Annotated in this window: 21 protein-coding genes and 1 tRNA gene; 1 reads left to right on the forward strand and 21 read right to left on the reverse strand. The window is 56.3% G+C overall.

All coding sequences use genetic code 11. The features are described from left to right. Positions 1-74: 74 nt before the first annotated feature. The 18 genes from secF to ABIE59_RS12150 form a co-directional block, all read right to left on the reverse strand. On the reverse strand, positions 75-1,028 hold the full coding sequence (secF, locus tag ABIE59_RS12065) for a protein translocase subunit SecF (RefSeq protein WP_354447184.1): 954 nt from the start codon (positions 1,026-1,028) through the stop codon (positions 75-77). Then, positions 1,021-2,895, reverse strand: a complete 1,875-nt coding sequence (gene secD, locus ABIE59_RS12070; protein ID WP_354447186.1) for a protein translocase subunit SecD — start codon at positions 2,893-2,895, stop codon at positions 1,021-1,023. Before secD ends, secF begins: the two co-directional genes overlap by 8 nt. A gap of 93 nt (positions 2,896-2,988) precedes the next feature. Then, positions 2,989-3,351 (reverse strand): preprotein translocase subunit YajC, encoded by a 363-nt coding sequence (gene yajC, locus ABIE59_RS12075; protein WP_502915357.1) that lies wholly within the window; start codon positions 3,349-3,351, stop codon positions 2,989-2,991. 42 nt (positions 3,352-3,393) lie between these two features. After that, positions 3,394-4,515 (reverse strand): tRNA guanosine(34) transglycosylase Tgt, encoded by a 1,122-nt coding sequence (gene tgt, locus ABIE59_RS12080; protein WP_354447272.1) that lies wholly within the window; start codon positions 4,513-4,515, stop codon positions 3,394-3,396. A gap of 14 nt (positions 4,516-4,529) precedes the next feature. Beyond that, positions 4,530-5,615, reverse strand: coding sequence for a tRNA preQ1(34) S-adenosylmethionine ribosyltransferase-isomerase QueA (gene queA / locus ABIE59_RS12085; RefSeq protein WP_354447188.1), 1,086 nt, complete (start codon positions 5,613-5,615; stop codon positions 4,530-4,532). A gap of 40 nt (positions 5,616-5,655) precedes the next feature. Further along, positions 5,656-5,742, reverse strand: a tRNA-Leu gene (locus tag ABIE59_RS12090). Between the two features lie 82 nt (positions 5,743-5,824). Continuing rightward, on the reverse strand, positions 5,825-7,072 hold the full coding sequence (gene flgL, locus ABIE59_RS12095) for a flagellar hook-associated protein FlgL (RefSeq protein WP_354447190.1): 1,248 nt from the start codon (positions 7,070-7,072) through the stop codon (positions 5,825-5,827). Between the two features lie 15 nt (positions 7,073-7,087). Then, the gene (gene flgK, locus ABIE59_RS12100; RefSeq protein ID WP_354447192.1) at positions 7,088-9,118 is read right to left on the reverse strand and encodes a flagellar hook-associated protein FlgK; all 2,031 of its coding nucleotides are present in this window, start codon (positions 9,116-9,118) and stop codon (positions 7,088-7,090) included. Between the two features lie 6 nt (positions 9,119-9,124). Continuing rightward, a complete protein-coding gene (flgJ, locus tag ABIE59_RS12105) occupies positions 9,125-10,120 on the reverse strand; it encodes a flagellar assembly peptidoglycan hydrolase FlgJ (RefSeq protein ID WP_354447194.1) in 996 nt (331 codons plus the stop codon). Between the two features lie 8 nt (positions 10,121-10,128). After that, on the reverse strand, positions 10,129-11,223 hold the full coding sequence (locus tag ABIE59_RS12110) for a flagellar basal body P-ring protein FlgI (RefSeq protein WP_354447196.1): 1,095 nt from the start codon (positions 11,221-11,223) through the stop codon (positions 10,129-10,131). Continuing rightward, positions 11,220-11,921 (reverse strand): flagellar basal body L-ring protein FlgH, encoded by a 702-nt coding sequence (gene flgH, locus ABIE59_RS12115; protein WP_354447198.1) that lies wholly within the window; start codon positions 11,919-11,921, stop codon positions 11,220-11,222. Before flgH ends, ABIE59_RS12110 begins: the two co-directional genes overlap by 4 nt. 3 nt (positions 11,922-11,924) lie before the next feature. After that, positions 11,925-12,713 (reverse strand): flagellar basal-body rod protein FlgG, encoded by a 789-nt coding sequence (gene flgG, locus ABIE59_RS12120; RefSeq protein ID WP_354447200.1) that lies wholly within the window; start codon positions 12,711-12,713, stop codon positions 11,925-11,927. 78 nt (positions 12,714-12,791) lie between these two features. Continuing rightward, positions 12,792-13,544, reverse strand: a complete 753-nt coding sequence (locus tag ABIE59_RS12125) for a flagellar basal body rod protein FlgF (protein ID WP_354447202.1) — start codon at positions 13,542-13,544, stop codon at positions 12,792-12,794. Between the two features lie 73 nt (positions 13,545-13,617). Next, complete coding sequence (locus ABIE59_RS12130) at positions 13,618-15,519, reverse strand: flagellar hook protein FlgE (protein ID WP_354447204.1); 1,902 nt, start codon at positions 15,517-15,519, stop codon at positions 13,618-13,620. Between the two features lie 28 nt (positions 15,520-15,547). Then, a complete protein-coding gene (locus ABIE59_RS12135) occupies positions 15,548-16,225 on the reverse strand; it encodes a flagellar hook assembly protein FlgD (RefSeq protein ID WP_354447206.1) in 678 nt (225 codons plus the stop codon). Between the two features lie 17 nt (positions 16,226-16,242). Further along, entirely contained in the window at positions 16,243-16,692 is a 450-nt protein-coding gene (gene flgC / locus ABIE59_RS12140; RefSeq protein ID WP_354447208.1) for a flagellar basal body rod protein FlgC, read from the reverse strand. A gap of 32 nt (positions 16,693-16,724) precedes the next feature. After that, positions 16,725-17,123 (reverse strand): flagellar basal body rod protein FlgB, encoded by a 399-nt coding sequence (flgB, locus tag ABIE59_RS12145; RefSeq protein ID WP_354447210.1) that lies wholly within the window; start codon positions 17,121-17,123, stop codon positions 16,725-16,727. Positions 17,124-17,357: 234 nt separating this feature from the next. Then, complete coding sequence (locus ABIE59_RS12150; protein ID WP_354447212.1) at positions 17,358-17,933, reverse strand: nitroreductase family protein; 576 nt, start codon at positions 17,931-17,933, stop codon at positions 17,358-17,360. 220 nt (positions 17,934-18,153) lie between these two features. On the opposite strand from ABIE59_RS12150, the gene ABIE59_RS12155 reads away from it, so the two are divergent. Then, complete coding sequence (locus ABIE59_RS12155) at positions 18,154-19,593, forward strand: adenylate/guanylate cyclase domain-containing protein (RefSeq protein ID WP_354447214.1); 1,440 nt, start codon at positions 18,154-18,156, stop codon at positions 19,591-19,593. Here ABIE59_RS12155 and queF read toward each other — a convergent pair whose 3' ends face one another. The 3 genes from queF to ABIE59_RS12170 are packed head-to-tail and all read right to left on the reverse strand — an operon-like array spanning position 19,594 to position 22,151. Further along, entirely contained in the window at positions 19,594-20,412 is an 819-nt protein-coding gene (gene queF, locus ABIE59_RS12160; RefSeq protein ID WP_354447216.1) for an NADPH-dependent 7-cyano-7-deazaguanine reductase QueF, read from the reverse strand. It abuts the gene before it with no gap. Between the two features lie 18 nt (positions 20,413-20,430). Further along, on the reverse strand, positions 20,431-21,204 hold the full coding sequence (locus ABIE59_RS12165; protein WP_354447218.1) for an ABC transporter permease: 774 nt from the start codon (positions 21,202-21,204) through the stop codon (positions 20,431-20,433). Continuing rightward, positions 21,201-22,151: an ABC transporter ATP-binding protein gene (locus ABIE59_RS12170; RefSeq protein ID WP_354447220.1), complete on the reverse strand. Its 951-nt coding sequence runs from the start codon at positions 22,149-22,151 to the stop codon at positions 21,201-21,203. The genes ABIE59_RS12165 and ABIE59_RS12170 overlap by 4 nt, the downstream gene beginning before the upstream one ends. Between the last annotated feature and the right edge of the window lie 16 nt (positions 22,152-22,167).

Here is a 22,167-nt window from a genome sequence, read left to right on the forward strand (position 1 = left end):
AAACCGCCACTCCCTCTCGGGACTGGCGGTTTTTTGTGCCTGAATGAACGGGAGGCAAGGCCTCCCTCACAGAATCACATGCGGTTGAGCCACTCGGGTGGCTGCTCTTCTTCAGCTTCTTCGCCCGCGCCCTCTTTCGTCGGCACCATCAGATCTTCACGAGTAACACCCATGACCATCAGCATGTTGGCAGACACATAGATAGAAGAGTAGGTACCCACAATCACACCGATGATCAGAGCCAGCGCGAAATTATTGATAGCCTCACCGCCGAAGAAATACAGGGCTAGCAGGACCACCAAGGTGGTACCGGACGTATTGATAGTACGTGTGATGGTCTGGTGAATAGACTCGTTGATGATATCCCACGGTTCACCCACTCGCATTTTCCGGAAGTTCTCCCGGATACGGTCCGCAACAACAATGGTGTCGTTCAGCGAGTAACCGATAACCGCCAACAACGCCGCCAGCACGGTCAGGTCAAAGGTCCACTGGAACAACGCAAACACGCCCAGGACAATAATGACGTCGTGAGCCAGCGGAATCACCGAAGCGATACCAAACTTGAACTGGAAGCGCATACCCACGTAGATCAGCACCACCGCCAGAGCAATCAATAGCCCAAGCCCACTGTCTTCTTTCAGCTCATCACCAACCTGAGAACCCACGAACTCTGAACCCACCAGCTCGATCTCGGCACCGGTAGCGGCCAGCATTTCGGCCACTTCACGGGCTAACTGATCGTTCTCTGCTTCCGCCATGCGGATCAGGATGGTGGTATCAGCGCCGAAGTTCTGAACAACGAACTGTTCGTAGCCAGCCTCGGTCAGTTGCGCCCGGATATCGTCAAGGCTCGGCGCCTCCGCATACTCAAGCTCAACGGAGGTGCCACCAGTGAAATCCATACCGAAGTTCAGACCACGAACACCCAGCAGAGCCAGAGAGACGACCACAAGCGTGATAGAAAGGACGGAAGCTATCTTCCGCAACCCCATGAAATCAAACGGTTGTTTCTGTGCATCAGCCATTAGCCAGCTTCCCCCCGATCGATAATTTCTCGACCCTACGGCCGCCGTATACAACGTTCACAATGGCGCGACTAACCACCAGGGCGCAGAACATGGAGGTCAGGATACCGATGCTCAGCGTGACGGCGAACCCTTTGACCGGGCCCGAACCCATGGCAAACAGAATCACTGCCACCAACAGCGTGGTAATGTTGGCGTCGAAGATAGAAACAAAGGCTCGACCATACCCCGCATTAATCGCACTTTGAGGAGGTGCCCCGGATTTTAGCTCTTCCTTTATCCGTTCGAAGATCAACACGTTGGCGTCAACCGCCATACCTACAGTCAGCACGATACCGGCAATACCCGGCAGGGTGAGTGTGGCAGAAAGGATGGACATACAGGCCAACAGCAACATCAGGTTCAGAGTAAGAGTAACGTTTGCCACCACCCCGAAACCACGATAGAAAACCAGCATGTAGATCAACACCAGGGCAAAACCGAAAGCCACAGAGGTTACACCTGCGTCAATGTTCTTCTGCCCAAGGCTTGGCCCGATGGTCCGCTCCTGCACAAAGTACATGGGAGCCGCCAAGGCACCGGCCCGCAACAAGAGCGCGAGTTCTGCGGCTTCTGGTATTGAATCCAGGCCGGTGATGCGGAAACTGCTACCCAGCGCTGACTGAACCGTTGCCAGACTGATCAGCCCTTTCTCGACAATACGCTTTTCGACTTCCTGAATCTCACCGTCCACTTCGCGAGCTTCGGTCTCGGTACGGAATTCGATGAACAATACCGCCATGCGACGGCCCACATTATTGCGGGTGGCGCGATTCATCAAATCGCCGCCAACGGAATCCATCGTGATGTTTACCTGTGGCTGGCCATTCTCATCAAAGGCCTGCTGGGCATTGGCGACATTGTTACCGGTGGCGATTACGTCCCGTTCGAGGCGAGCTGTCCGCTGCGGTGTATCACGGAATCCGAACTGCTCTGTTTCTGCAGCAGGCGCATCCTGGCGGGCCTCCATCCGGAATTCCAGGTTAGCCGTCGCACCCAGAACACGCTTGGCCTGGGCGGTGTCCTGAACACCCGGTAATTCAACAATAATTCGGTCTGCACCCTGGCGCTGCACCAGCGGCTCAGCCACACCCAGTTCGTTAACCCGATTCCGGATGGTAGTCAGGTTCTGCTCCAGGGCGTATTCCTGGATATTCCTCACTTCAGCTTCAGAGAGGGTCAACGCCAACAGGAACTCACCGTCGCGGGTGCTTTCGTTGAGCAAAAACTCGTTGTACTGCCGGCGTACCAGATCAAAAGCAGCGCTGCGGGAATCGGAATCCCGGAAACTGAGGACAATCTCCCGACTGCCTTCCACATCCCCACCCCGGTAGCGAATACGCTCATCCCGAAGTTCTCTCTTGATCTGCCCGGAGAACGCTTCCAGACGCTGGCTCACCGCCGTATCCATGTCTACTTCCAGCAGGAAGTGAACACCGCCACGCAGATCAAGGCCGAGCTTCATTGGGCCCGCACCGAGGCTGCGCAACCATCCAGGCGTTGAGGGAGCCATGTTCAGTGCCACCAGATAATCATTACCCAGGGCGGCCTGAACTGCCGGCCGAGCCCGCAACTGAGCATCGGAGCTGTTCAGGCGAATCAGTGCGTTGCGGTCCTCAAGAGAACTCTCCTTGACTTCGATTCCGCGGCTCTCGAGGGCGCCCAGGGCGCGGTCCAGAACGCGCTGGTCTACTTCGGTGCTGCCACGAGCGCCGGTAACCTGTATGGCGAAATCGTCAGGAAAAAAATTCGGTAACGCGTAAATGAACCCGATGACCAGTGCGAACACAATGACCAGGTTCTTCCAGAGAGGATACTTGTTCAGCATGAGAATCCTTCGAGCCAGCTATGGCGCCGGCCTTGGTGTTTCAGCAAGTCAACACAAAACGGGCGACCAAAGGCCGCCCTGCGCACAACTGGCTCAGATGTCTTTCAGGGTGCCCTTGGGCAGTGCTGCCGCCACCGCCACTTTCTGAATCTTGATCTCTACGTTGTCGGCCACTTCCAGCACGATGAAGTCGTCCGCTACCTTGGTGATACGGCCGGCAACACCGCCTGAGGTCACCACCTCGTCACCTTTGTTCAGGCCGGACATCAGCGCTTTATGCTCCTTGGCACGCTTGGACTGCGGGCGCCAGATCAGGAAGTAGAAAATCAGGATAAAACCGGCGAAGAAGATGATCTGACCCATCACGCTCATGCCCTGGGCACCGGCATCCTGCGCCATGGCAAATGCAGGCATCAGAGACAGCAGACCAACGATGAGCAGTTTGATTGATTTCATTCAGGTTCTCCGTTTATTGACTGATATTGAGTTAGAAATTGATCAGGATTCGCCCAACGGCGGCACAGTTTCGCCACGTAAGGCATAGAATTCGCTTATAAAGTCGGACAATGTACCTGCTTCAATAGCCCCGCGCAATCCACTCATCAGGTTCTGATAAAAACGTAGATTGTGGATGGTATTGAGCTGGGAACCCAGCATTTCACCACACTTATCCAAATGATGCAGATAGCTCTTTGAGAAATTCTGACAGGTGTAGCAGTCACAACGTTCATCCAACGGGCCGGTGTCGTGACGATTCTTTGCATTACGAATCTTGACGATACCAGTGGAGGTGAACAGGTAGCCATTACGAGCATTACGGGTGGGCATTACGCAGTCAAACATGTCCACGCCCCGGCGCACCGCCTCTACAAGGTCTTCCGGGCGACCAACGCCCATCAGGTACCTGGGTTTGTCGGCCGGCATCTTCTGAGGCAAATGATCCAGAATGCGAATCATGTCTTCTTTGGGCTCCCCCACCGACAGACCACCGATGGCATAGCCATCAAACCCGATATCGGTCAGCCCCTGCAGGGATTGGTCACGCAAAGACTCATACATGCCCCCCTGGACAATGCCAAACAACGCCGCCGGATTGCCCTCATGGGCCTTCTTGCTTCGTTCCGCCCAACGAAGGGACAGCTCCATGGATTCCTTTGCCTGCTTCTCGGTAGCAGGATACGGTGTGCATTCATCAAATATCATGACAATGTCGGAACCGAGATCACGCTGCACCTGGATGGCAATTTCCGGCGACAACTCCACCTTTGAACCGTCTACCGGCGAGCGGAAAGTCACGCCCTGCTCGGTGATCTTGCGCATCTCACCCAGGCTGAACACCTGAAAGCCGCCGGAATCCGTCAATATTGGCCCTTGCCACTGGGTGAAATCGTGCAGGTCACCGTGGGCCTTGACCACTTCCGTGCCCGGACGCAGCATCAAGTGGAAGGTGTTACCCAGGATAATCTCCGCGCCGATTGCCTCGATATCTCTTGGCAACATCCCTTTAACCGTGCCGTAAGTACCAACCGGCATAAACGCAGGCGTCTCAACCGTTCCACGGGGGAAGGTCAGCCGGCCCCGGCGGGCCCTGCCGTCTTCACCCAGCTTCTCGAATGACATAAAACAGGAATTGCTCACAGGGATTCTCCACGAAATTCGGTCTGGTTTGCCCCGGCCAGCATGCCCCGGCTTGGCTCCTGGGCGGTCAGGAACATGGCGTCACCGTAACTGAAAAAACGATATCGCTGTTCAACAGCTTCCTGATAGGCAGACATGATATTACGGTAGCCGGCAAAGGCACTGACGAGCATGATCAACGTGGATTCCGGCAAATGGAAATTGGTGATCATGGCGTCAACCGTCTGAAAACGGTAGCCAGGGTAGATGAAGATGTCGGTTTCACCCCGGAAAGCCTGCAGACGCCCCGCCCGACTGGCGGATTCGAGCGAACGAACAGATGTAGTGCCAACCGCCACAACCCTTCCGCCTCGCGCCCTAGTGCGCTCCACCGCATCCACCACTTCCTGGGGGACATGGGCCACTTCGCTGTGCATAAGATGATCTTCAATCTTGTCGACCCGCACCGGCTGGAAGGTTCCCGCGCCCACATGAAGGGTTACGTAGGCAAACTCGATGCCGTTGTTTTCGAGGACCTCGAGTATTTCGTCGTCGAAATGGAGCCCAGCCGTTGGCGCCGCCACAGCGCCTGCTTCTTTGGCATAGACGGTTTGATATCGCTCCCGGTCAGACTGGTCATCATCCCGCTCCATGTACGGCGGCAACGGCATGTGCCCGATACGTTCCAGCACATCAAGGACCGGCTCACGGCCTTCGTAGACAAACCGGAAAAGTGCGTCGTCCCGGCCCACCATGCGCAGAGCAGAGCCATCTTCCAGGATCACCTTCTGACCCTCTTTCACGGCCTTTGAGGCACGGGCGTGGGCCAGCAATTCAAACTCACCCAGCAGGCGCTCCACCAGGATTTCAACACGACCACCAGTTTCCTTCTGGCCGAACAAGCGGGCCGGAATCACGCGGGTGTTGTTGAAGACCAGAAGATCGCCAGGCTGTAGCAGGCCGGGGAGGTCGGTAAAATTCAGGTGTCGGGTCTGGCCGGTAAGGCCCTCGAGCGCAAGCAGTCGGGACGCACTGCGTTGCTTGAGCGGGTAACGGGCGATGAGCTCGTCCGGCAGGTCAAAATGAAAATCGGAGACGTTCATGGGCCGGCTATTCACGATGCCGCAGGTTGCGGCCAATAAGTGGTAGCGGCGGGCGGACTCGAACCGCCACGGGTTTTACCCCAACGGATTTTGAATCCGTCGTGTCTACCAATTTCACCACGCCGCCATCGGAGAGTGGAAGGATTATACTGAGCCTGAATCTGAAAGCAACCGGGCGGAAGGCAAAAATGTCCTACCGCCTCAGCCAATTACAGACGATCAAATAAAGAGAGCCTGGAAATCTGTGCAAACGACTGTTGCGCCGCCTGTAACACAAAGCTCTGGAAGCTCAGGTTACTGATGGCCTCGGCATAGTCCACGTCTTGCAACTGCGAGCGTATTTCCTTGGTATAAAGCCCCGAATCCTCGAGAAATGACGAGGTGGACTCGATCGCATTCAACCGGCCACCCAGCTCTGTCTGCTTGAGAATGATGGATTCCTGGCCGTTGTCCAGGTTGATCAACGATTCCGCGATGAGCGCATCGTATTCGGCGCTGGATTTCGGTGTCGCCTTGTCGATGCTGTCCAGGCCGGCGATCAGCTTCTCGATGGTGCCAAAGATGGATTGTTTGTCGCTGATGCCCAGGGTGAATTCATCACCTTGGGCCGCATCGTTAACCGTCAGCCGAATACCTGCCACCACAAAATCCTCCCCGGGCACCGCTGGCGAAGGCTGTGTGGTCAGCAGCGTACCTGTGCGGGGGTCTTCCACCTCAATATTCAGGTTGCCGGCGCCGTCATCAATCACCCTGACCGTCAGGTCATCCGGAACCGCCGGGCTGAACGCATCCTTCAGATCTTTCGGTGCAATAAGCTCCAATTCAGAGACATAACCCTGGGCCGGAACCCCGGTACCGGTGCCATCATCCGAACCCGTAACAGATACCGCTGCAGGCACATTCACAAAAATACCTTTGCCATGGTCACTGATGGGCACCGTTACGCCGTCATCAATTTCCAACACCCGCTGCCCTTCATCACCCTGATAGGTCCAGGCACCGAAGTCGTCCTTGGCAAACGCCGGAGTACTGCCCTGGAAGCCGCTGAAGATATATTCACCGGAGGCATCCCGCGTGTTGGCAATGTTCGCCAACTGGCCCAGTCGTTCTTTCAGCTCGGCGGAAATGGATCGACGATCATTGGCAGACAACGAGCCGTTACCCGCCTGAACCGTCAGTTCCCGCACCCGCTGGATGATATCCACCGCACTGGCCAGGGTGCTCTCTTCCTGCTTGATGCGGTTATCGGCGAGGTTGGCGTTGCGCTCATAGGTTTCTATACGTTTGACTTCCTGGTTGAGCTTCAGAATGCGCGCGGCGGCCACCGGATCATCAGAGGGTCTGTTGACCTTCTTGCCAGTAGAAATCTGTTCCTGGGTTTTGACCAGGTTACTATTAAGATCCTGCAGCCGATTAATGCCGCCAGAGAAGATCTGCTGAGATGAAATACGGATCATGTTACCTACCTCACCTTACCGGAAGCTCTGCAGCAATGTGTTAAACAAGTCTTGCGCGACCGACATGACCTGCGCGGATGCGTTATACGCCGCCTGATACTGAATCAGCTTGCCCGCTTCCTCATCCAGGTTAACGCCTGAGACTGATTCGCGCTGATTGCTGGACTGCTCCAGCAAGGTTTTACCGGCTTCTTTATCCAACTGGCTCTGCCGAGTTTTTACACCAATATCCTCAACCAACCCAGCGTAGCCTTCGGTGAAACTCTGGCGACCGCCATTCAGGGTATTGGCCGTTCCGAAAGCGGCCAGTAACTCTGCATTACGGTTGTCGGAGATGCCGTTGCTGTTATAGCCGATGGTGAATACATCGCCGTCCGCCGGCTCGCCGGTCATTTCAAACTGGTAGCCCTGGTAGAGGTCGCCTGCGGTTGGGTCGTTACTGAAAATCGTGTTGATCCGCTGAGGATCATAGGCCAGATTCGCGGGGTTTAACGGGTCCCCGTTACCATCGAATATGGTGTAGGTAACGTCGGTGCCATCATTGCTGAACCTTATCTCCAATGGCCCATTCGCCAGCTCGCCCCGAGTTTCAAACCCCGGCAACAAGGCATTGGTGTTCGGATTACGAACATTCAGCATGGTGCCCTGATTGATCCTGGCGGTACCCAGGTTGGCATCATCTGCGCTGGCACGGATCGGGCTGGCAAAGGCCAGGTCTTCTTCCCGCAGAATGTTCAGCTTGATATTCTCGGCCGCGTTGCGGCTGGGCTGGATCAGATATTTATCACCGGCATTGAACTGCCCGCCTTCCACCCGGATGTTGAAACCGGGCATGGAAATCTCGGACTGCACCGGGTCCGGCAAACGGCCCTGGTTGACAGTTTTGCCGGTGGCAGCATCAATCAGCTCAAAGTTCCGGCCGTCGCCGCTGAACTGCAGTGTCCAGGTTCCTGCCGGTAACAGGCTGCTATCGGTAATCTCTACGGCCAACTGGCCATTCTTGGGTTCTGCGTTATTGGCATTGGGCACCACCCGACTGCGCTGAAGCCCGATGTCGTTAACGTCCGTAAAGAAGTTACTGCCCAGATCACCTTCAAGGTCCATCCCGATTTCATGCTGGTGGTTGATGGACGCGGAAATAGCAACAGCGAGCCGCCCGAGTTCATCAAACGCGGGCTTCAGGGCCTCCTGGTCAAACCGACGCAACCCGCCGAGTGTGCCACCGTTAATCTGCTCGTCCACCTGCAAAGTCCGGCCGCTGATGGTCAGGGTAAACTCCAGCCTGGTGGGATCTTCTGCACTGGTCCGGGTCGAGAATTGGGCGGCGTTTGCACCGGTCACCAACGACAGTCCGTTGGCGAGAGAGACGTTAACCTGACTACCCTCTGTCTGGCTGACTCGAATGCCTACCAATTCAGAGAGTTGCCGCAGCTTCTCATCACGCTGATCCATCAACTCCAATGGCATCTTACCCTGAGCAATGCCGGGGGATTCAGAAATGGCCAAGTTCAGATCCGCGATGCTTCTGATCAGCGTATTCGCGTCTTTGACCCCTTGCTGCATTTGGGTTTTGACCGACTCACGCTGCTGAATAAACTCTTGATTCAGCGCTTGGAAACGGTTTACCACCTGTTGAGCCTCGCTCAGCACGAGCTGGCGCTGAGGCAGCGATGCCGGGTCTTCCGCCGCGTTCTGAAGCGCCGCAAAGAAATTGTTCAGGGCGTTGTTGAGCCCGGTACTTTCGCCACCCAGCAGGTTATCCAGCCGGGTCAGCTCAGCGTTCAGGGCATTCTGTTCTCCGAACAGCGTGCTGTCTTCCCTCACCTGCTGGGTCAGATATTCGTCCGCCAGCCGGCGAATGTTGGAAATGGACACGCCGCTGCCGATGGTGCCCGCACCCGTGCGCCGCCCTTCCTGGGTGTCGAATTGCACCTCTTGCCGGCTGTAACCCGGAGTGTTCGCATTGGTGATATTGTTAGCGGTGGTGTTCAGCGCTGTCTGATGACTGAGCACCCCGGTCAAACCGATTCCGATCAAACCTGCCATGATGCTTTACTCCCTCGGCGCGCCGCTGTTCATGGACAGCGTCATCAGAGAATCCCTGTTCATAATCCGGCGAATTTTGGAACCATACTCCGGATCAGTTGCATAACCGGCTTCCTGAAGTTTGTCTGCAAAGACTTCAGGTTGGTCGGCTGAGGACAGCACATCCCGGTAACGGGGGTTGCTGTGAAGGAAATCCACGTAATCCCTGAAACTCGCCTCGTAATCCGGGTAGGCCCGGAAGTCGGCGCGCTCTTTCATGGGCACACCGCCACGGAATTCAGTGGTGGTGATGGTCACGGCGTCACCGCCCCAACGGGTATCGGCCTTGATGCCGAACAGGTTGAAACTGGGCTGATCGCCATCCCCTTTTATCATGTGGCGTCCCCAACCGGTCTCCAGGGCGGCCTGGGCCACCATCAACCTGGGGTCAATGCCGCTCTCTTTACCAATGCGCTCGGCAAATGGCATGAGTTCAGCGACAAAGTGCTCCGGTGATTCAAAGGTCAGCGGCAATTCTGCCGCCAGCGCGGTTTGCTCTGGCTGCTTTCGCTCCGCCGCCTGAGTCATTTCATCGATGGCCTTCAACTGCTCAGGCAAGTTGCGGGATATCGCAGGCACACTGCGGTCATAGTCCGCCAGTGTGGCCTTGTGTCCCGCCAGCCGCTCGCCATTACTGGCCATGCCGGGTACATCGCGGCTCAACTGCCTGACCAGCGCCTCAGCAAGACCTGTTCCGCTGCCGCCGGACATACTCAAGCTGACCTGGCTGTCGAACATGTCCCGGTAGAACTCGGATTCGTTGCTGTTGAGGTAGTTACCCTCTGCAAACGCCTCGCCAGCCTTACGCATGGATTTCAGCATTTCGGCCAGAAACAGGCTTTCGAATTGGCGTGCCACCTGCTCAAGAGCAGCCTGCTTATCCGATCTCGCCTGCGCTTTCAGGGCGTTCAGTCCACTGAAGTCGGTGTAAATCTCGGCCTGTTGTACGCGATAGTCCTGCATGGCTACACCTAGATCACAATCAGCTCGGCACGCAGAGCGCCGGCCGTTTTCAGGGCTTCAAGCACTGCCATGACATCCCCCGGTGCCGCACCTACCTGGTTCACAGCCTGAACAATCTCGTTAAGGGTGGTGGCAGGGCCAAACTGGAACATCCTGGCCGGGTCTTCAGTGACGGCTATCTGGGTATTCTGTTGCAGTGCAGTCTCACCCTGGGCAAATGGATTGGGCTGCACCACTTCGGGGTTTTCCTGAATGGTCACCGTCAGATTGCCGTGGGTGACCGCCGCCGGGCTGACTCGCACATTCTGGCCAACCACAATGGTGCCGGTGCGGCTGTTAATGACTACCCTTGCGGCCTCTTGAGCCGGTTCCACTTCAATGTTCTCGAGAATCGACAGGAAGCTGACCCGCTGCGACGGGTCCCGCGGTGCCCGCACGGAAATCGCTGTGGCATCGTGGGCATAGGCCATGTCTGGCCCGAGCGCGTCGTTGATGGCCTCCACTACCCGGCGGGCGGTGGTGAAGTCGGCCCGCATCAGGTTGAACGTGATGGTGTCGCCACGAGTAAACGGCGATTCCACTTCCCGCTCGATGGTAGCGCCGTTCGGAATACGGCCAACACTGGGCACGTTCACCGTAATGCGGGAACCGTCCTGCCCCTGAGCACCGAAGCCGCCCACCACAAGGCTTCCCTGTGCCATGGCATAGACCTGGCCGTCAGCGCCTTTAAGTGGCGTCATCAGAAGCGTGCCACCCCGCAAGCTGTCTGCGTTGCCAATGGATGACACGGTAATGTCCAGCTCCTGGCCGGATTTGGCAAACGGCGGTAAGGTCGCGCTCACGGTAACCGCAGCAACGTTTTGCAAGTTAGGGTTAACACCATCCGGCAGAGTGATACCGAACTGGTTCATCATGTTCCGGAAGGTCTGGTTGGTGAACGGCGCTTTATCACCGGTACCGTCCAGGCCCACCACCAGGCCGTAACCGATCAACTGGTTGTTACGAACGCCTTTGACCTTGGCCAGATCTTTCAGGCGGTCAGCCATCACCGGCGATGCACACACCGCCAGCAAGGCGAACACAGCAATCATTCTGCGCATCATAGCGGCCACCACTCACTGTTGAAGAACCGTGCCAGCCAGCCCATCTGGTTCGCCTGGTCAAAGTCACCGGTGCCGCCATAGGCAAAGCGAGCGTCCGCTACCCGGTTGGAGGCCACGGTGTTGTCCGGAGCGATATCCTGCGGCCGAACCAGTCCTGTCAGGCGGATATATTCATCGCCATTGGTTAATGACAGCCATTTCTCACCCCGGATACGCAATACGCCATTGGGCAGCACTTCTGTTACGGTTACCGTAATGCTGCCAGCCAAACTGTTGCTCTGGTCCGCTTCGGCGGAGCCGCTGAAATCCCGTTCGAAATTGGCCCGGGCGTTCAGTCCGATATTGTTTCTACCGAAAATACTCGGTTCAGGGAGACTCAGCTCCTGGTCTTTGGTAATGCTGGTTTCGGCGCTTTTACTGGCACGGGTGGATTCGCGCAGATTAACGGTCAGCACGTCACCGATGTTCAGTGCCTTGGTATCGCCATAAAGACTGTAGTTACGGGTCGGCTGGAAGATGGCGCCGGAATCCGGATCACGCTGCATCATGGCCTGTGCGCGCACCGGTGCAAACGCGGGATCGTCCGGCATGGCTCGGGGGCGGCTCATGGCTGTGCAGCCCTGAAGAACAATCAGCACACCCACCAGTACCAGGGTGGCAAACCGTTCTTTCTTGAAGGTGTGATGAATGATGTTCATAACTTACCCGATGTTATTGGTAATGAACTGGAGCATCTGATCGGTGGTGGAAACCACCTTCGAGTTCATCTCATACGCCCGCTGGGTGGTGATCATATTGACCAACTCTTCCACAACTTCGACGTTGGATGACTCAATCGTGCCTTGCTCAATGTTGCCCAAACCAGCCAGCCCTGGCTCACCCTCTGCCGGGTCGCCACTGGCGTTGGTTTCCTTGAACAGATTGTTGCCGATGGCCTGCAAGCCCTGAGGGTTGATGAAGTCCACCAGTGTAATCTGGCCAAGGTTGATGGGTGCCGCCTGGTCATCAGTCACTACGGTGACTGTCCCGTCTTTGCCGATGGTGATGTTAGTGGCGTCTTCCGGCACATTGATGTTTGGCTCCAGCGGGTAACCATCCGGTGTTACCACGTCGCCGTCGGCATTCAGCTGGAACTGGCCATCGCGGGTATAGGCAATCTGGCCATCCGGCAGCTCAATCTGGAAGAAGCCCCGGCCGTTGACAGCCAGATCCAGGGGCTGATCGGTGATCTGCAGATTGCCCTGGCTGAACTGCTTGGCAGTACCGACCACCCTCACCCCGGTACCCAGCTGCAGGCCAGACGGAAACTCGGTGTTCTCGGTGCTCAAACCGCCTGGCTGCCGGTTGATCTGATACAGGAGATCCTGGAAGACCGCCCGGTCACGTTTGAAGCCGGTAGTGTTCACGTTCGCCAGGTTGTTTGAAATGGTGGACATGTTGGTGTCCTGCGCGCTCAACCCGGTTTTGCTGACCCAAAGTGCTGGATGCATTGCTCTACTCCTTACCCGCCGGCTGCAGCGGCGATTCTTTGCCGCTTGTGGCCAGTGGATGTTGCGTTCTCAGTGTTATCAAAGGTTCTGCAACAGTCGTGCCGCAGCTTCGGAATTTTCGTTGGCCGTGGACATGACCTTCACCTGCATCTCGTACTGACGGGATAACTGCAGGTTGGCAATCATTTCTTCCACGGCATTCACGTTGGAGCTTTCCAGGAACCCCGTCGCAACGCGCATGGCAGCATCTGGTGGCTCCGGGCCATCCAGTGCCTGGTCCGGCTTGCGGCGGATAAATCCATCCAACCCTTTCTCAAGGGCATTGGCAGGCGGGTTCACCAGTTTCAGGCGATCCACTTCAACCAGCTGATCCGGCGGACCACCCACGGGCACAATAGAGATGGTGCCGTCTGCCCCCACCTGCAGGTTGTCAAAGGGCGGCAGGGCCACAGGCCCCCCATTACCCAACACCAATTCACCACTGGCGAGGCGAACCAGGCCGTTCACATCAACCTGAAGGCTGCCGCTGCGGGTAAACACTTCTTCACCCAGATCGTTCTGCACTGCCAGCCAGCCTTGACCCTCAACAGCGACATCCAGTTTGCGACCGGTATCCATCAGGGCACCGGCAGACAAATCTGTACCGGGGCGCTCGGTCATGGCGTAGGCGCGGGTGGGATGATGTTCACCAAACACAGGCATGCTGCGGGCCTGGGCAAAATCCTTTTTGAAGCCGGTGGTGTTCACGTTTGCCAGGTTATTGGCATGGGCACGCTGGGCCAGCATGTTCTGCTTGGCGCCAGACATTCCAATGTAAAGGGCTTTGTCCATGGGCAAACTCCTGCCGGAATTTTGACTGTTTCCAGTCATCCTGCAGGAGTCATGCCATGTTTATGGGAAGGCGTTATCGGAGGTTGATGATGGTCTGGGTGACCGCATCGGAGGTTTCAATGGTTTTGGCGTTAGCCTGGTAGTTGCGCTGGGCAATGATCAGGTTAACCAGCTCTGCCGAGAGGTCCACGTTGGACTCTTCCACCGAGCTTGCCTTGATGGAACCCAGGGTGCCAGTGTCTGGCGCGCCGATGATCGGCTGGCCAGACTCAAAGGTTTCTACCCAGGTGGTCTCACCCACCGGCGACAACCCATTGGTGTTGTTGAATGACGCCAACGCCACCTGCCCCAGGGACTTGGATTGTCCGTTGGTATACCGGGCGAAGATAACACCCTGGTCGGATACATCCAGGCCCGAGAGCCGGCCGGTGCTAAAACCGTTTTGGCGCTGGTCATTAACACCGAAAGCTGCCCCGTATTGAGTGGTGTTACCGAGATCGACCACAAACGCGGAAGTGGTTGGCGGTTCCGGGATCGGCGTTACCACTTCCTCGCCTGGCAGCGGAGGGCCATCAGCTCCGTTCGGTTCACCGTTTGGGTCTTTAGGGACCCAGTCTGCCACGACAATTTCTCCATTCGGGTCGCCGTTAATGGATTGAAGCGTGCCATCCTCGTTAAAGCGGGCCGTGTATGGCGAGGTTGCCGTGCCCGCTACCAGTTCGCCATCAATCTGCAGATAGACGGACCATTCACTGACCCCAATTCCGTTCCCTGGCGACGGATTTTTTACAAAGAACTGCGTCAGTTCATGGGAGTTACCAAGGCTGTCGAAAATAGTGGTTGAAGTGGCGTGGTTGTAGGTTCTCTGGTCCAGAGGGTTGAAGGAATTGGTGATCCTCAGGTCGCCGCCCGCGAAGGCATCAGCAACTTCACTGCTGACACCAGCAGCAACAATGTCCTGAACGGTGCGGTCCGACTGAATATTGATATCCCCCTGGAACACGTTCAGAGGCTGGCTCACACCGGCGTTGGCACTGGCGAAACTGATTCCCACGTTGGAGCCCCGGTTATCAATAACCCGAATATCATTGCCGCCATCAATCAACTGCGCCGACAGACTCGTCGCGCTCGATGCATTGATAGAGTTCACCAGGTCCTGAAGGGAATTCACACCGGAGAGCGAGATTGGCACATTCTGGCCGTCAAGCTCAATCCTGAACTCCGTGTCCGGCTCGGCCAGGGCGTTCTGCAGATCAGCAATCGAAAATTCCTGACCCAGGGTTACCGCAGTTGTCGCCGAAGCAGACAAACCCCGCTGCTGGTTAATAATGCCCGCAGCGTCTCGGGCAGTTGACCCGGCAGGAATGGTGATATCCGGGGAGTTTGTACCATCGGAGTAGACCACCCGAAATACATCGTCAGCCGCAATATTACCCACGGATACTGTCTGAAAATCCACCACCCGGCTCTCCAGCACAGTTTGGCGGGAGTCCAGGTTCAGGTCAGAGCGAAGGTTGGTGGTTCTGCGCGGCGCCAGGTTGTCGGTTTCAATCCGAAGATCACCCCGTATGCCAGACAAATTGCCATCGGCATCCGCCGTAAAACCCTGGACCCGCATATTCTGGTTGTTGGTTACGAAACCATCCTTGTCGATGCCAAACTGCCCGGCCCGGGAGTAGCGAATCTCGCCATTGTTGTTGAGTATAAAGAAGCCGTCACCGCTGATGGCCATGTCCAGGCCGTTGTCTGTAAAGCTGATGTTACCCTGCCCGAAGGACTGCTTAACGTCCTGGACCCGCACGCCATCCCCGATCGGATTGGTGCCGCCACTGAGAAAACCACTGGCATACAAATCGCCGAACTGCACCCGGCTACCCTTGAAACCCACGGTACTGGCGTTGGCGATGTTGTTGCCGGTGACATCCAGATCGACCGAAGCCGCCCGAAGGCCGCTCAAACCTGTGTTAAATGCCATGACTTATACCTCCTGGTCTGACACCGGATCAGTTAATTTGTTTGACATCGGACAGGGCAATAGAGCCCATACCGGCAAGATTGAGGGTGATGGAACCACCCTTGCCCAGAGACACGCTGTCCACATTGGCGCTGACCATGGTGCCCAACTGCTCAGGGCCGGACGGGTAAGAGCCCTGCGCGACGATCTGGTACGGACCAGGCGGCAAAGGATTGCCGTTGCCGTCCTCACCGTCCCACCGGAAGGAGACGACGCCAGCCTGGCTGCTACCCATATCAATCTGGCGAACCAGTTCACCGTTCTGGCTCATCACCAACAAGCGCAGACCGCCGGTAGACGCAGGCACCTCGATCGTGCCAGTAATCTCTCCATCATTGCCAAGAATACCCACGCTGGACGGCGCAAGTACGGTCTTACCAACCATCGCAGATGCCTGCAACGCCTGGCTCGACCGGAACTGCCCAGCCACATCCTCAACCGTGCTCGACAGGTTCTGCATTTCCTCCAGCGAACTGAACTGAGCCAACTGAGATATGAAATCGCCGTTGTCCTGTGGCTCCAGCGGGTTCTGATTCTTCAGTTGGGCAAGCATAAGCTCCATAAAGGCGTCTTTACCGAGTTCACTGCCACCACGGGCCTTGTCGTCCTGGTTAACCCTGTACTGGCTCAGTACGTCTGAGGCCGATGCGGAATTCACTGCACTCATGACTCACTCCTTACGATTTACTGCTGACCCAGCGTCAGGATTCGTTGCATCATGGACTTGGCAGTGTTCATGACGTCCACATTCATCTGGAAGCTGCGGGAAGACGACATCATGTCAGCCATTTCCTCAACCACGTTCACATTCGGATAGAACACGTAGCCGTCTTCGTTAGCGGCCGGATGGTTAGGCTCGTAGCGCATCTGGAGCTCGGCATCGCTTTCAATGATCCCTTCAACCCGCACACCGGCGCCGGGCCCTTCGTTCAGGCTGGTTCCGAAACCCTGATGGTCGGGGTTCAGCATCGCCTGCTGAATGGCCGCGAAAACCGGCTTGCGTGCGCGATAGGCGTTTTCTGTGCTGGAACTGGCAGTCTCGGCGTTCGCGATATTGGAAGCCGTAGTATTCAGCCGCAGGGATTGTGCGGTCATGCCGGAACCGGCGATGTCAAAAATGTTGCCCAGTGACATGGCAATCTCCTCAAATCGTAAATGACTGCGGCTTACTCACCCTTCAGGGCTTTGGTCAGTCCTGAAAACTTGCTACTCAAAAACTGGAAACTGGCCTGGTAGTCCATGGCATTACGCATAAAACGGCTCTGCTCTTCCTGGGCATCCACGGTATTACCGTCTATCGACGGCTGCTGCGGATTGCGGTAGAGCAGTTCACCATCGCTGCCCGGGCTGGAGGTATCCATGTGGCCATGGTGGGTGGTCGCCATTTGCAGACCGCTGACAGACTCCTGGGCCTTCTGCATCATCGCGCGAAAGTCGATATCTCTTGCCTTGTAGCCCGGGGTATCCGCATTGGCCAGATTGTTGGCGAGTACTTCAGCACGCTGCACCCGAGCCTGGAGTGCGTGCTCGTGGATACCCAATGCCCGATCAAATGTAATTGCCATGACTGCCTCCGGAATTCTGCACCGGCACCGTTTGAACGACGGCTTGCCGGAATTGCGTTCTGGAAGATTCAAAGCAAAGGTGGTGCCAGTTTCCGAGAGTGCTTGGGAGACGTGACTTTCAGAGGGATATGGTCAGAATTTGGGCGGCAATAGAATGAGGTTGATGGCAAAGGCGGCAAACCGTTTCCCTTAGCGGTTAAACGGATTGCCGTTATCACGATGGCTACAGGCCGGTTACCAGCTTTCCTGGCACCCGGGGCCACGCCAAACCTTGACGAAATCCCCGGTATCAGGGCGCGGCACTGGGGGTTTGTTGGCTGAAACCTTACCGGTGTAGAGGAAACCAACCACTGACTCACCCGGCTCCAACCCCAACCCGTCAAGAACCTCGGGATGATACGCCACCCCCCCGGTCCGCCACATTACCCCATAACCGGCATCCCGCAGGGCAAGGCCAAGAAAACTCATCCCGGCGGCAGCCGACATCAACTGCTCAACCTCCGGCACTTTCGGGTGCGATTTTGGTGTTGCAATACCCACAATCACCATCGGCGCCCTGAGTGGCGCACGCCGGGCTTTCTCGAGTTCCTGCTCACTGGCGTTATCGTTGCAGGCCCTGGCAAACAACTCTCCCAGAGCGTGCCTGGCATCCCCCTCCACCACTAGATAGCGCCATGGCCTCAGCAAGGCATGGTCTGGGGCCCGGGCAGCGCACTGAAACGCCACGTCGATAATTTGCCGGGGCGGTGCAGGAGTTTCTAAACGAGGTTCGGATGCTCTATCAAGCAGAAAGCGGGTTACGGACGTCATACTGGCTCACAGTCAGGATGTCTGAATCTCTTACCCTGAGGGCGAAGAAGCCTCAGTGAATTGTGGGTTATACTTAATACTGTTAACCTTTAGTCGTAACAGCGCATAAGAATAACGACCAACAACGATAACTTGTTCGGCAGCATACAATGAGTGACCAACAAATTTTTCGCAACTGCAGGATCGTACTTTCCTGCCAATGGGAAGACCCGGTTCTGACATGATGAGCGCACAGGCCGATTTGCGCAATGTCGCCAGCAGCGCGGGTAAACTCGCTTCCACGGAAATCCACGACCACACCGTGGCCATTCCCCCCATGCCGGACTACAACGGCCGAATCATAGCCTACACTGCAACGGCCGCGATTATTGTGACTGGAATCCTTCAGGGGGTATACCAGCAATGGCTGCTCTGGTTTGTGGCTGGAGCACTCACCTGGCCACACCTGGTGCACCTGGTGACCAGACGCACCTTTCTTCGCCGCTCACCGCGTATCCGGCAAAAAATGCTGTTTCTTGACTGCGTGATAGGTGGCACCTTCATCGGCCTTAGCGGCCTCATTGCCATTCCCTCAGTATCTGTTGTCTTGATGCTGATGTTCAGTTGCCTGATCGTCGGCGGTATTCGCCAATGGCTATTCGGCACGGCACTGATGTTTGCCTCACTTGCCGCTGCCGCAGCAGCCTTCGGCGTTGCCGACAGCCTGCAGTCGCCACTGCTGACCAGCATCCTGGCCCTGGCCTCTACCGGCGTCTATATCTGCGTAACCGCCTACTACTCCCACCAACAGGCCCGCACACTGTTGTTGGCAAAAACCCAGATCCAGAACCAGCGTGAACAGTCTATCGCGCTCTCCCACAAGCTATCCAAATACCTGTCGCCGCAGGTCTGGCAATCCATCTTTACCGGCGAGCGTGACGTTCGGCTGGAAACCCAGCGCAAAAAACTGGCCGTATTCTTCTCCGACATCAAGGGCTTCACCGAACTGTCTGAGGAAATGGAACCCGAAGCCCTGACCGAACTGCTCAATCACTACTTCAATGAAATGTCGGAAGTCGCTCTCCGATACGGTGGCACCATCGACAAATTCGTCGGCGATTCCATCATGATCTTTTTTGGCGACCCTACCAGCCGTGGCCAACGGGAAGACGCCTTTGCTTGTGTGTCCATGGCCATCGACATGCGCAAACATATGAAGATCATGCGCCAGAAATGGCGGAGCCAGGGCATCAAAACCCCGCTTGAGATCCGCATGGGTATCAGCACCGGATACACCACCGTGGGCAACTTCGGCGCGGAAAACCGGATGGACTACACCATTATCGGCAAGGAAGTGAACCTGGCCAGCCGGCTGGAAAGCCTCGCAGAACCTGGCGAGATTCTGGTGTCCTACGAGACCTTCTCGCTGATTAAAGACCGGATCATGTGCCGGGACAAAGGCGAGATTACCGTGAAGGGATTCGGCAAACCGGTGCCCATTTACGAGGTAGTGGACTTCCGCCGGGATATGGGACCGAACCGCAGCTTCCTGGAGCATGAACACAGTGGCTTTGCCATGTACCTGGACTCCGACAAGATCACCGAAAGGGAACGCAGAGACGTACTCGCCGCGCTTGAAGACGCAGCCGACCGGCTGCGTCAGGAAGACGACACCGACTAACTACTGCCGGACCAACCTCGGCCCGGCATCACCCTCTGCACTTGTACTGCGCCACGGGTTGATATCCAGCCCACCACGCCGCGTGTAACGAGCACAAACCATCAATTCCGTTGGCTGGCACCGGGCCATCAAATCCGTAAACACGGTTTCCACGCAGTGTTCGTGGAAATCCTGCTTCTGGCGAAAACTGACCAGATAACGCAGTAAACCCGCACGATCTATCTTCGGGCCGGTATAGCGAATGAACACACTTGCCCAGTCCGGTTGGCCGGTGACCGGGCAATTGCTTTTCAGCAGGTGCGAACAGAGCTGTTCACTAACCACCTCTGTACCTGTTCTGAGAGACTCCGCTGAGTATTCATAAACCACGTTTTCCACCGGTTCATCATCAATCAGTTCGTAGTCCCTCGGCCGACCTTCAGCCAGAGCCGATTCGTCGACACTGTAAAGCCGGACATCCACAGCGGCACCGCAGGCACTGGAGAGGTCTGCGGTGATCGTCTCGGAAACCTGATCCGCCGAAGAAAACACCGCCTGGTTCAGTGAGTTCAGGTAAAGTTTCAGGGATTTACTTTCGATAATCGACGGCGACGCCGCCGGAAACCGGATTTCACCCCAGGCAACCGCAGGCACGCCGCCGGGCCGCAACCAGGAAATTTCCCAGGCCTGCCAGAGGTCTGAACCAAACCACGGCCAGCGGCCATCCTCCAGCCCGATACGGCGGCGGTTTTCCTCACGGGCAACCGGGAAAAGCAGTGTCGGATCGTATTGATCCGGATAGTCGCTGGACTTACCCAGCGGCGCATTGTGCAAAGCCATAGTCTTTCCTGAAGCCTGTCAGTGGCGGATACCCTTGCCCCGGGCAAGCATACGCAATGCAATGGTCGCCAGCAGGACAATGAAAACCAGAATCATACCAAGGGAGACAAACGGATTAACGTCCGAAACACCCAGTATGCCGAAGCGGAAGCCATTCACCATGTAGAGGATGGGATTGGCCATTGATACGCCCTGCCAGAACCCCGGCAACATATCGATGCTGTAAAACACTCCACCAAGGTACGTCAGTGGTGTCAGCACAAAAGTGGGCACAATCGAAATATCATCGAACTTGGTTGCCAGCATGGCATTGATAAACCCGCCCAGGGCGAACAGGGCGGAAGTCAGAAACACCGTGACAACCACCATGGGCAGGTTATGGATAGATAACTGGGTAAAGGCCAGAGACAACAGGGTAACAATCAAGCCGATACTTAGCCCCCTTGCCATGCCCCCGGCGACATAACCGGCCAGGATGGTCCAGTTGGGCACCGGCGACACCAGGAGCTCCTCAATGCTGCGCTGGAACTTCATGGAAAAAAACGACGACACCACGTTGGCATAGGAGCTGGTGATCACTGCCATCATGATCAGCCCCGGCACGATGAACTGCATATAGTCGTAACCGCCCATTTCACCGATGCGCGAGCCGATGAGGTTACCGAAGATAATGAAGTACAGCGTCATGGTGACAGCCGGTGGCAACAGAGTCTGAGGCCAGATCCGGGTAAAGCGGCGAATCTCACGAAGGACAATCGTGTAAAACGCAGTCCACAGTGCCTGTAAGGTCACGCTTTCACCTCCGCCTGCCGGTTGGTCTCTCGGGCGTTATCTTCCACCATACGCACAAACAACTCCTCCAGCCGGTTGGCTTTGGTGCGCATACTGATTACCTTGATGCCCTGCTTTTCCAGCTCAACGAACAGAGCGTTAAGGCCCTGCCCTTTGGCCACCTCGGCCTCCAGTGCGCCGTCATCGTTAAGCTGGCAATGGAAGCCCGCGAGTTCCGGAGCTGCATCCAGAGGCTGCTCGGTATCCAGCACAAAGGTTTCAACACTCAGTTGCTTCAATAGCTCGCGCTTGCTGGTATGCCGGATAATCTCGCCGTGATCAATGATCGCAATGTTGCGGCAAAGCGCTTCGGCTTCCTCCAGGTAGTGGGTGGTCAGAATAATCGTCGTACCCTGGCGGTTCATTTCTTCCAGGAACTGCCACATGGAGCGGCGCAGCTCGATATCAACGCCGGCAGTGGGCTCGTCGAGAATCAACAGGCGTGGTTCGTGCACCAGCGCGCGGGCAATCATCAGCCGACGCTTCATGCCACCAGACAGCATCCGAGACGGGGTGTCGCGTTTATCCCACAGGCCCAGTTTACGGAGGTACTTCTCCGCCGAGATCCTGGCCTGCTTGAGTGGAATGCCATAGTAACCGGCCTGGGTGGTGACAATATCGAAGACTTTTTCAAACTGATTGAAGTTGAACTCCTGAGGCACTACGCCGAGGTTAAGCTTCGCGGCGGACAGATCGGTATCAATATCATTGCCAAATACCCTCACCCGGCCACCAGATTTGTTCACCAACGAAGACACGATGCCCAGAGTGGTGGATTTTCCGGCACCATTCGGGCCCAGCAGTGCGAAAAAATCGCCTTCCTGCACCTGCAGATCAATCCCCTTAAGCGCCTGAAAGCCACTGCTGTAGCTTTTGACCAACCCTTCAATTTCCAATGCGTAGGTCATAACCAAACCGTTATTT

The organism is Marinobacter sp. MBR-99 (genome assembly GCF_040547575.1).
In the GTDB taxonomy this organism is placed as follows: domain Bacteria; phylum Pseudomonadota; class Gammaproteobacteria; order Pseudomonadales; family Oleiphilaceae; genus Marinobacter.

What these genes read in the sequence shown, in the direction of transcription:
- ABIE59_RS12135 (WP_354447206.1), bottom strand. Translation starts at nt 16,225, where the DNA reads ATGAGTGCAGTGAATTCCGCATCGGCCTCAGACGTACTGAGCCAGTAC.
- tgt (WP_354447272.1), bottom strand. Translation starts at nt 4,515, where the DNA reads ATGTCATTCGAGAAGCTGGGTGAAGACGGCAGGGCCCGCCGGGGCCGG.
- flgL (WP_354447190.1), bottom strand. Translation starts at nt 7,072, where the DNA reads ATGATCCGTATTTCATCTCAGCAGATCTTCTCTGGCGGCATTAATCGG.
- flgC (WP_354447208.1), bottom strand. Translation starts at nt 16,692, where the DNA reads ATGTCACTGGGCAACATTTTTGACATCGCCGGTTCCGGCATGACCGCA.
- secD (WP_354447186.1), bottom strand. Translation starts at nt 2,895, where the DNA reads ATGCTGAACAAGTATCCTCTCTGGAAGAACCTGGTCATTGTGTTCGCA.
- flgH (WP_354447198.1), bottom strand. Translation starts at nt 11,921, where the DNA reads ATGAACATCATTCATCACACCTTCAAGAAAGAACGGTTTGCCACCCTG.
- ABIE59_RS12125 (WP_354447202.1), bottom strand. Translation starts at nt 13,544, where the DNA reads ATGGACAAAGCCCTTTACATTGGAATGTCTGGCGCCAAGCAGAACATG.
- queA (WP_354447188.1), bottom strand. Translation starts at nt 5,615, where the DNA reads ATGAACGTCTCCGATTTTCATTTTGACCTGCCGGACGAGCTCATCGCC.
- queF (WP_354447216.1), bottom strand. Translation starts at nt 20,412, where the DNA reads ATGGCTTTGCACAATGCGCCGCTGGGTAAGTCCAGCGACTATCCGGAT.
- secF (WP_354447184.1), bottom strand. Translation starts at nt 1,028, where the DNA reads ATGGCTGATGCACAGAAACAACCGTTTGATTTCATGGGGTTGCGGAAG.
- ABIE59_RS12170 (WP_354447220.1), bottom strand. Translation starts at nt 22,151, where the DNA reads ATGACCTACGCATTGGAAATTGAAGGGTTGGTCAAAAGCTACAGCAGT.
- ABIE59_RS12150 (WP_354447212.1), bottom strand. Translation starts at nt 17,933, where the DNA reads ATGACGTCCGTAACCCGCTTTCTGCTTGATAGAGCATCCGAACCTCGT.
- ABIE59_RS12130 (WP_354447204.1), bottom strand. Translation starts at nt 15,519, where the DNA reads ATGGCATTTAACACAGGTTTGAGCGGCCTTCGGGCGGCTTCGGTCGAT.
- flgK (WP_354447192.1), bottom strand. Translation starts at nt 9,118, where the DNA reads ATGGCAGGTTTGATCGGAATCGGTTTGACCGGGGTGCTCAGTCATCAG.
- flgG (WP_354447200.1), bottom strand. Translation starts at nt 12,713, where the DNA reads ATGCATCCAGCACTTTGGGTCAGCAAAACCGGGTTGAGCGCGCAGGAC.
- ABIE59_RS12155 (WP_354447214.1), top strand. Translation starts at nt 18,154, where the DNA reads ATGATGAGCGCACAGGCCGATTTGCGCAATGTCGCCAGCAGCGCGGGT.
- yajC (WP_502915357.1), bottom strand. Translation starts at nt 3,351, where the DNA reads ATGAAATCAATCAAACTGCTCATCGTTGGTCTGCTGTCTCTGATGCCT.
- flgB (WP_354447210.1), bottom strand. Translation starts at nt 17,123, where the DNA reads ATGGCAATTACATTTGATCGGGCATTGGGTATCCACGAGCACGCACTC.
- flgJ (WP_354447194.1), bottom strand. Translation starts at nt 10,120, where the DNA reads ATGCAGGACTATCGCGTACAACAGGCCGAGATTTACACCGACTTCAGT.
- ABIE59_RS12110 (WP_354447196.1), bottom strand. Translation starts at nt 11,223, where the DNA reads ATGATGCGCAGAATGATTGCTGTGTTCGCCTTGCTGGCGGTGTGTGCA.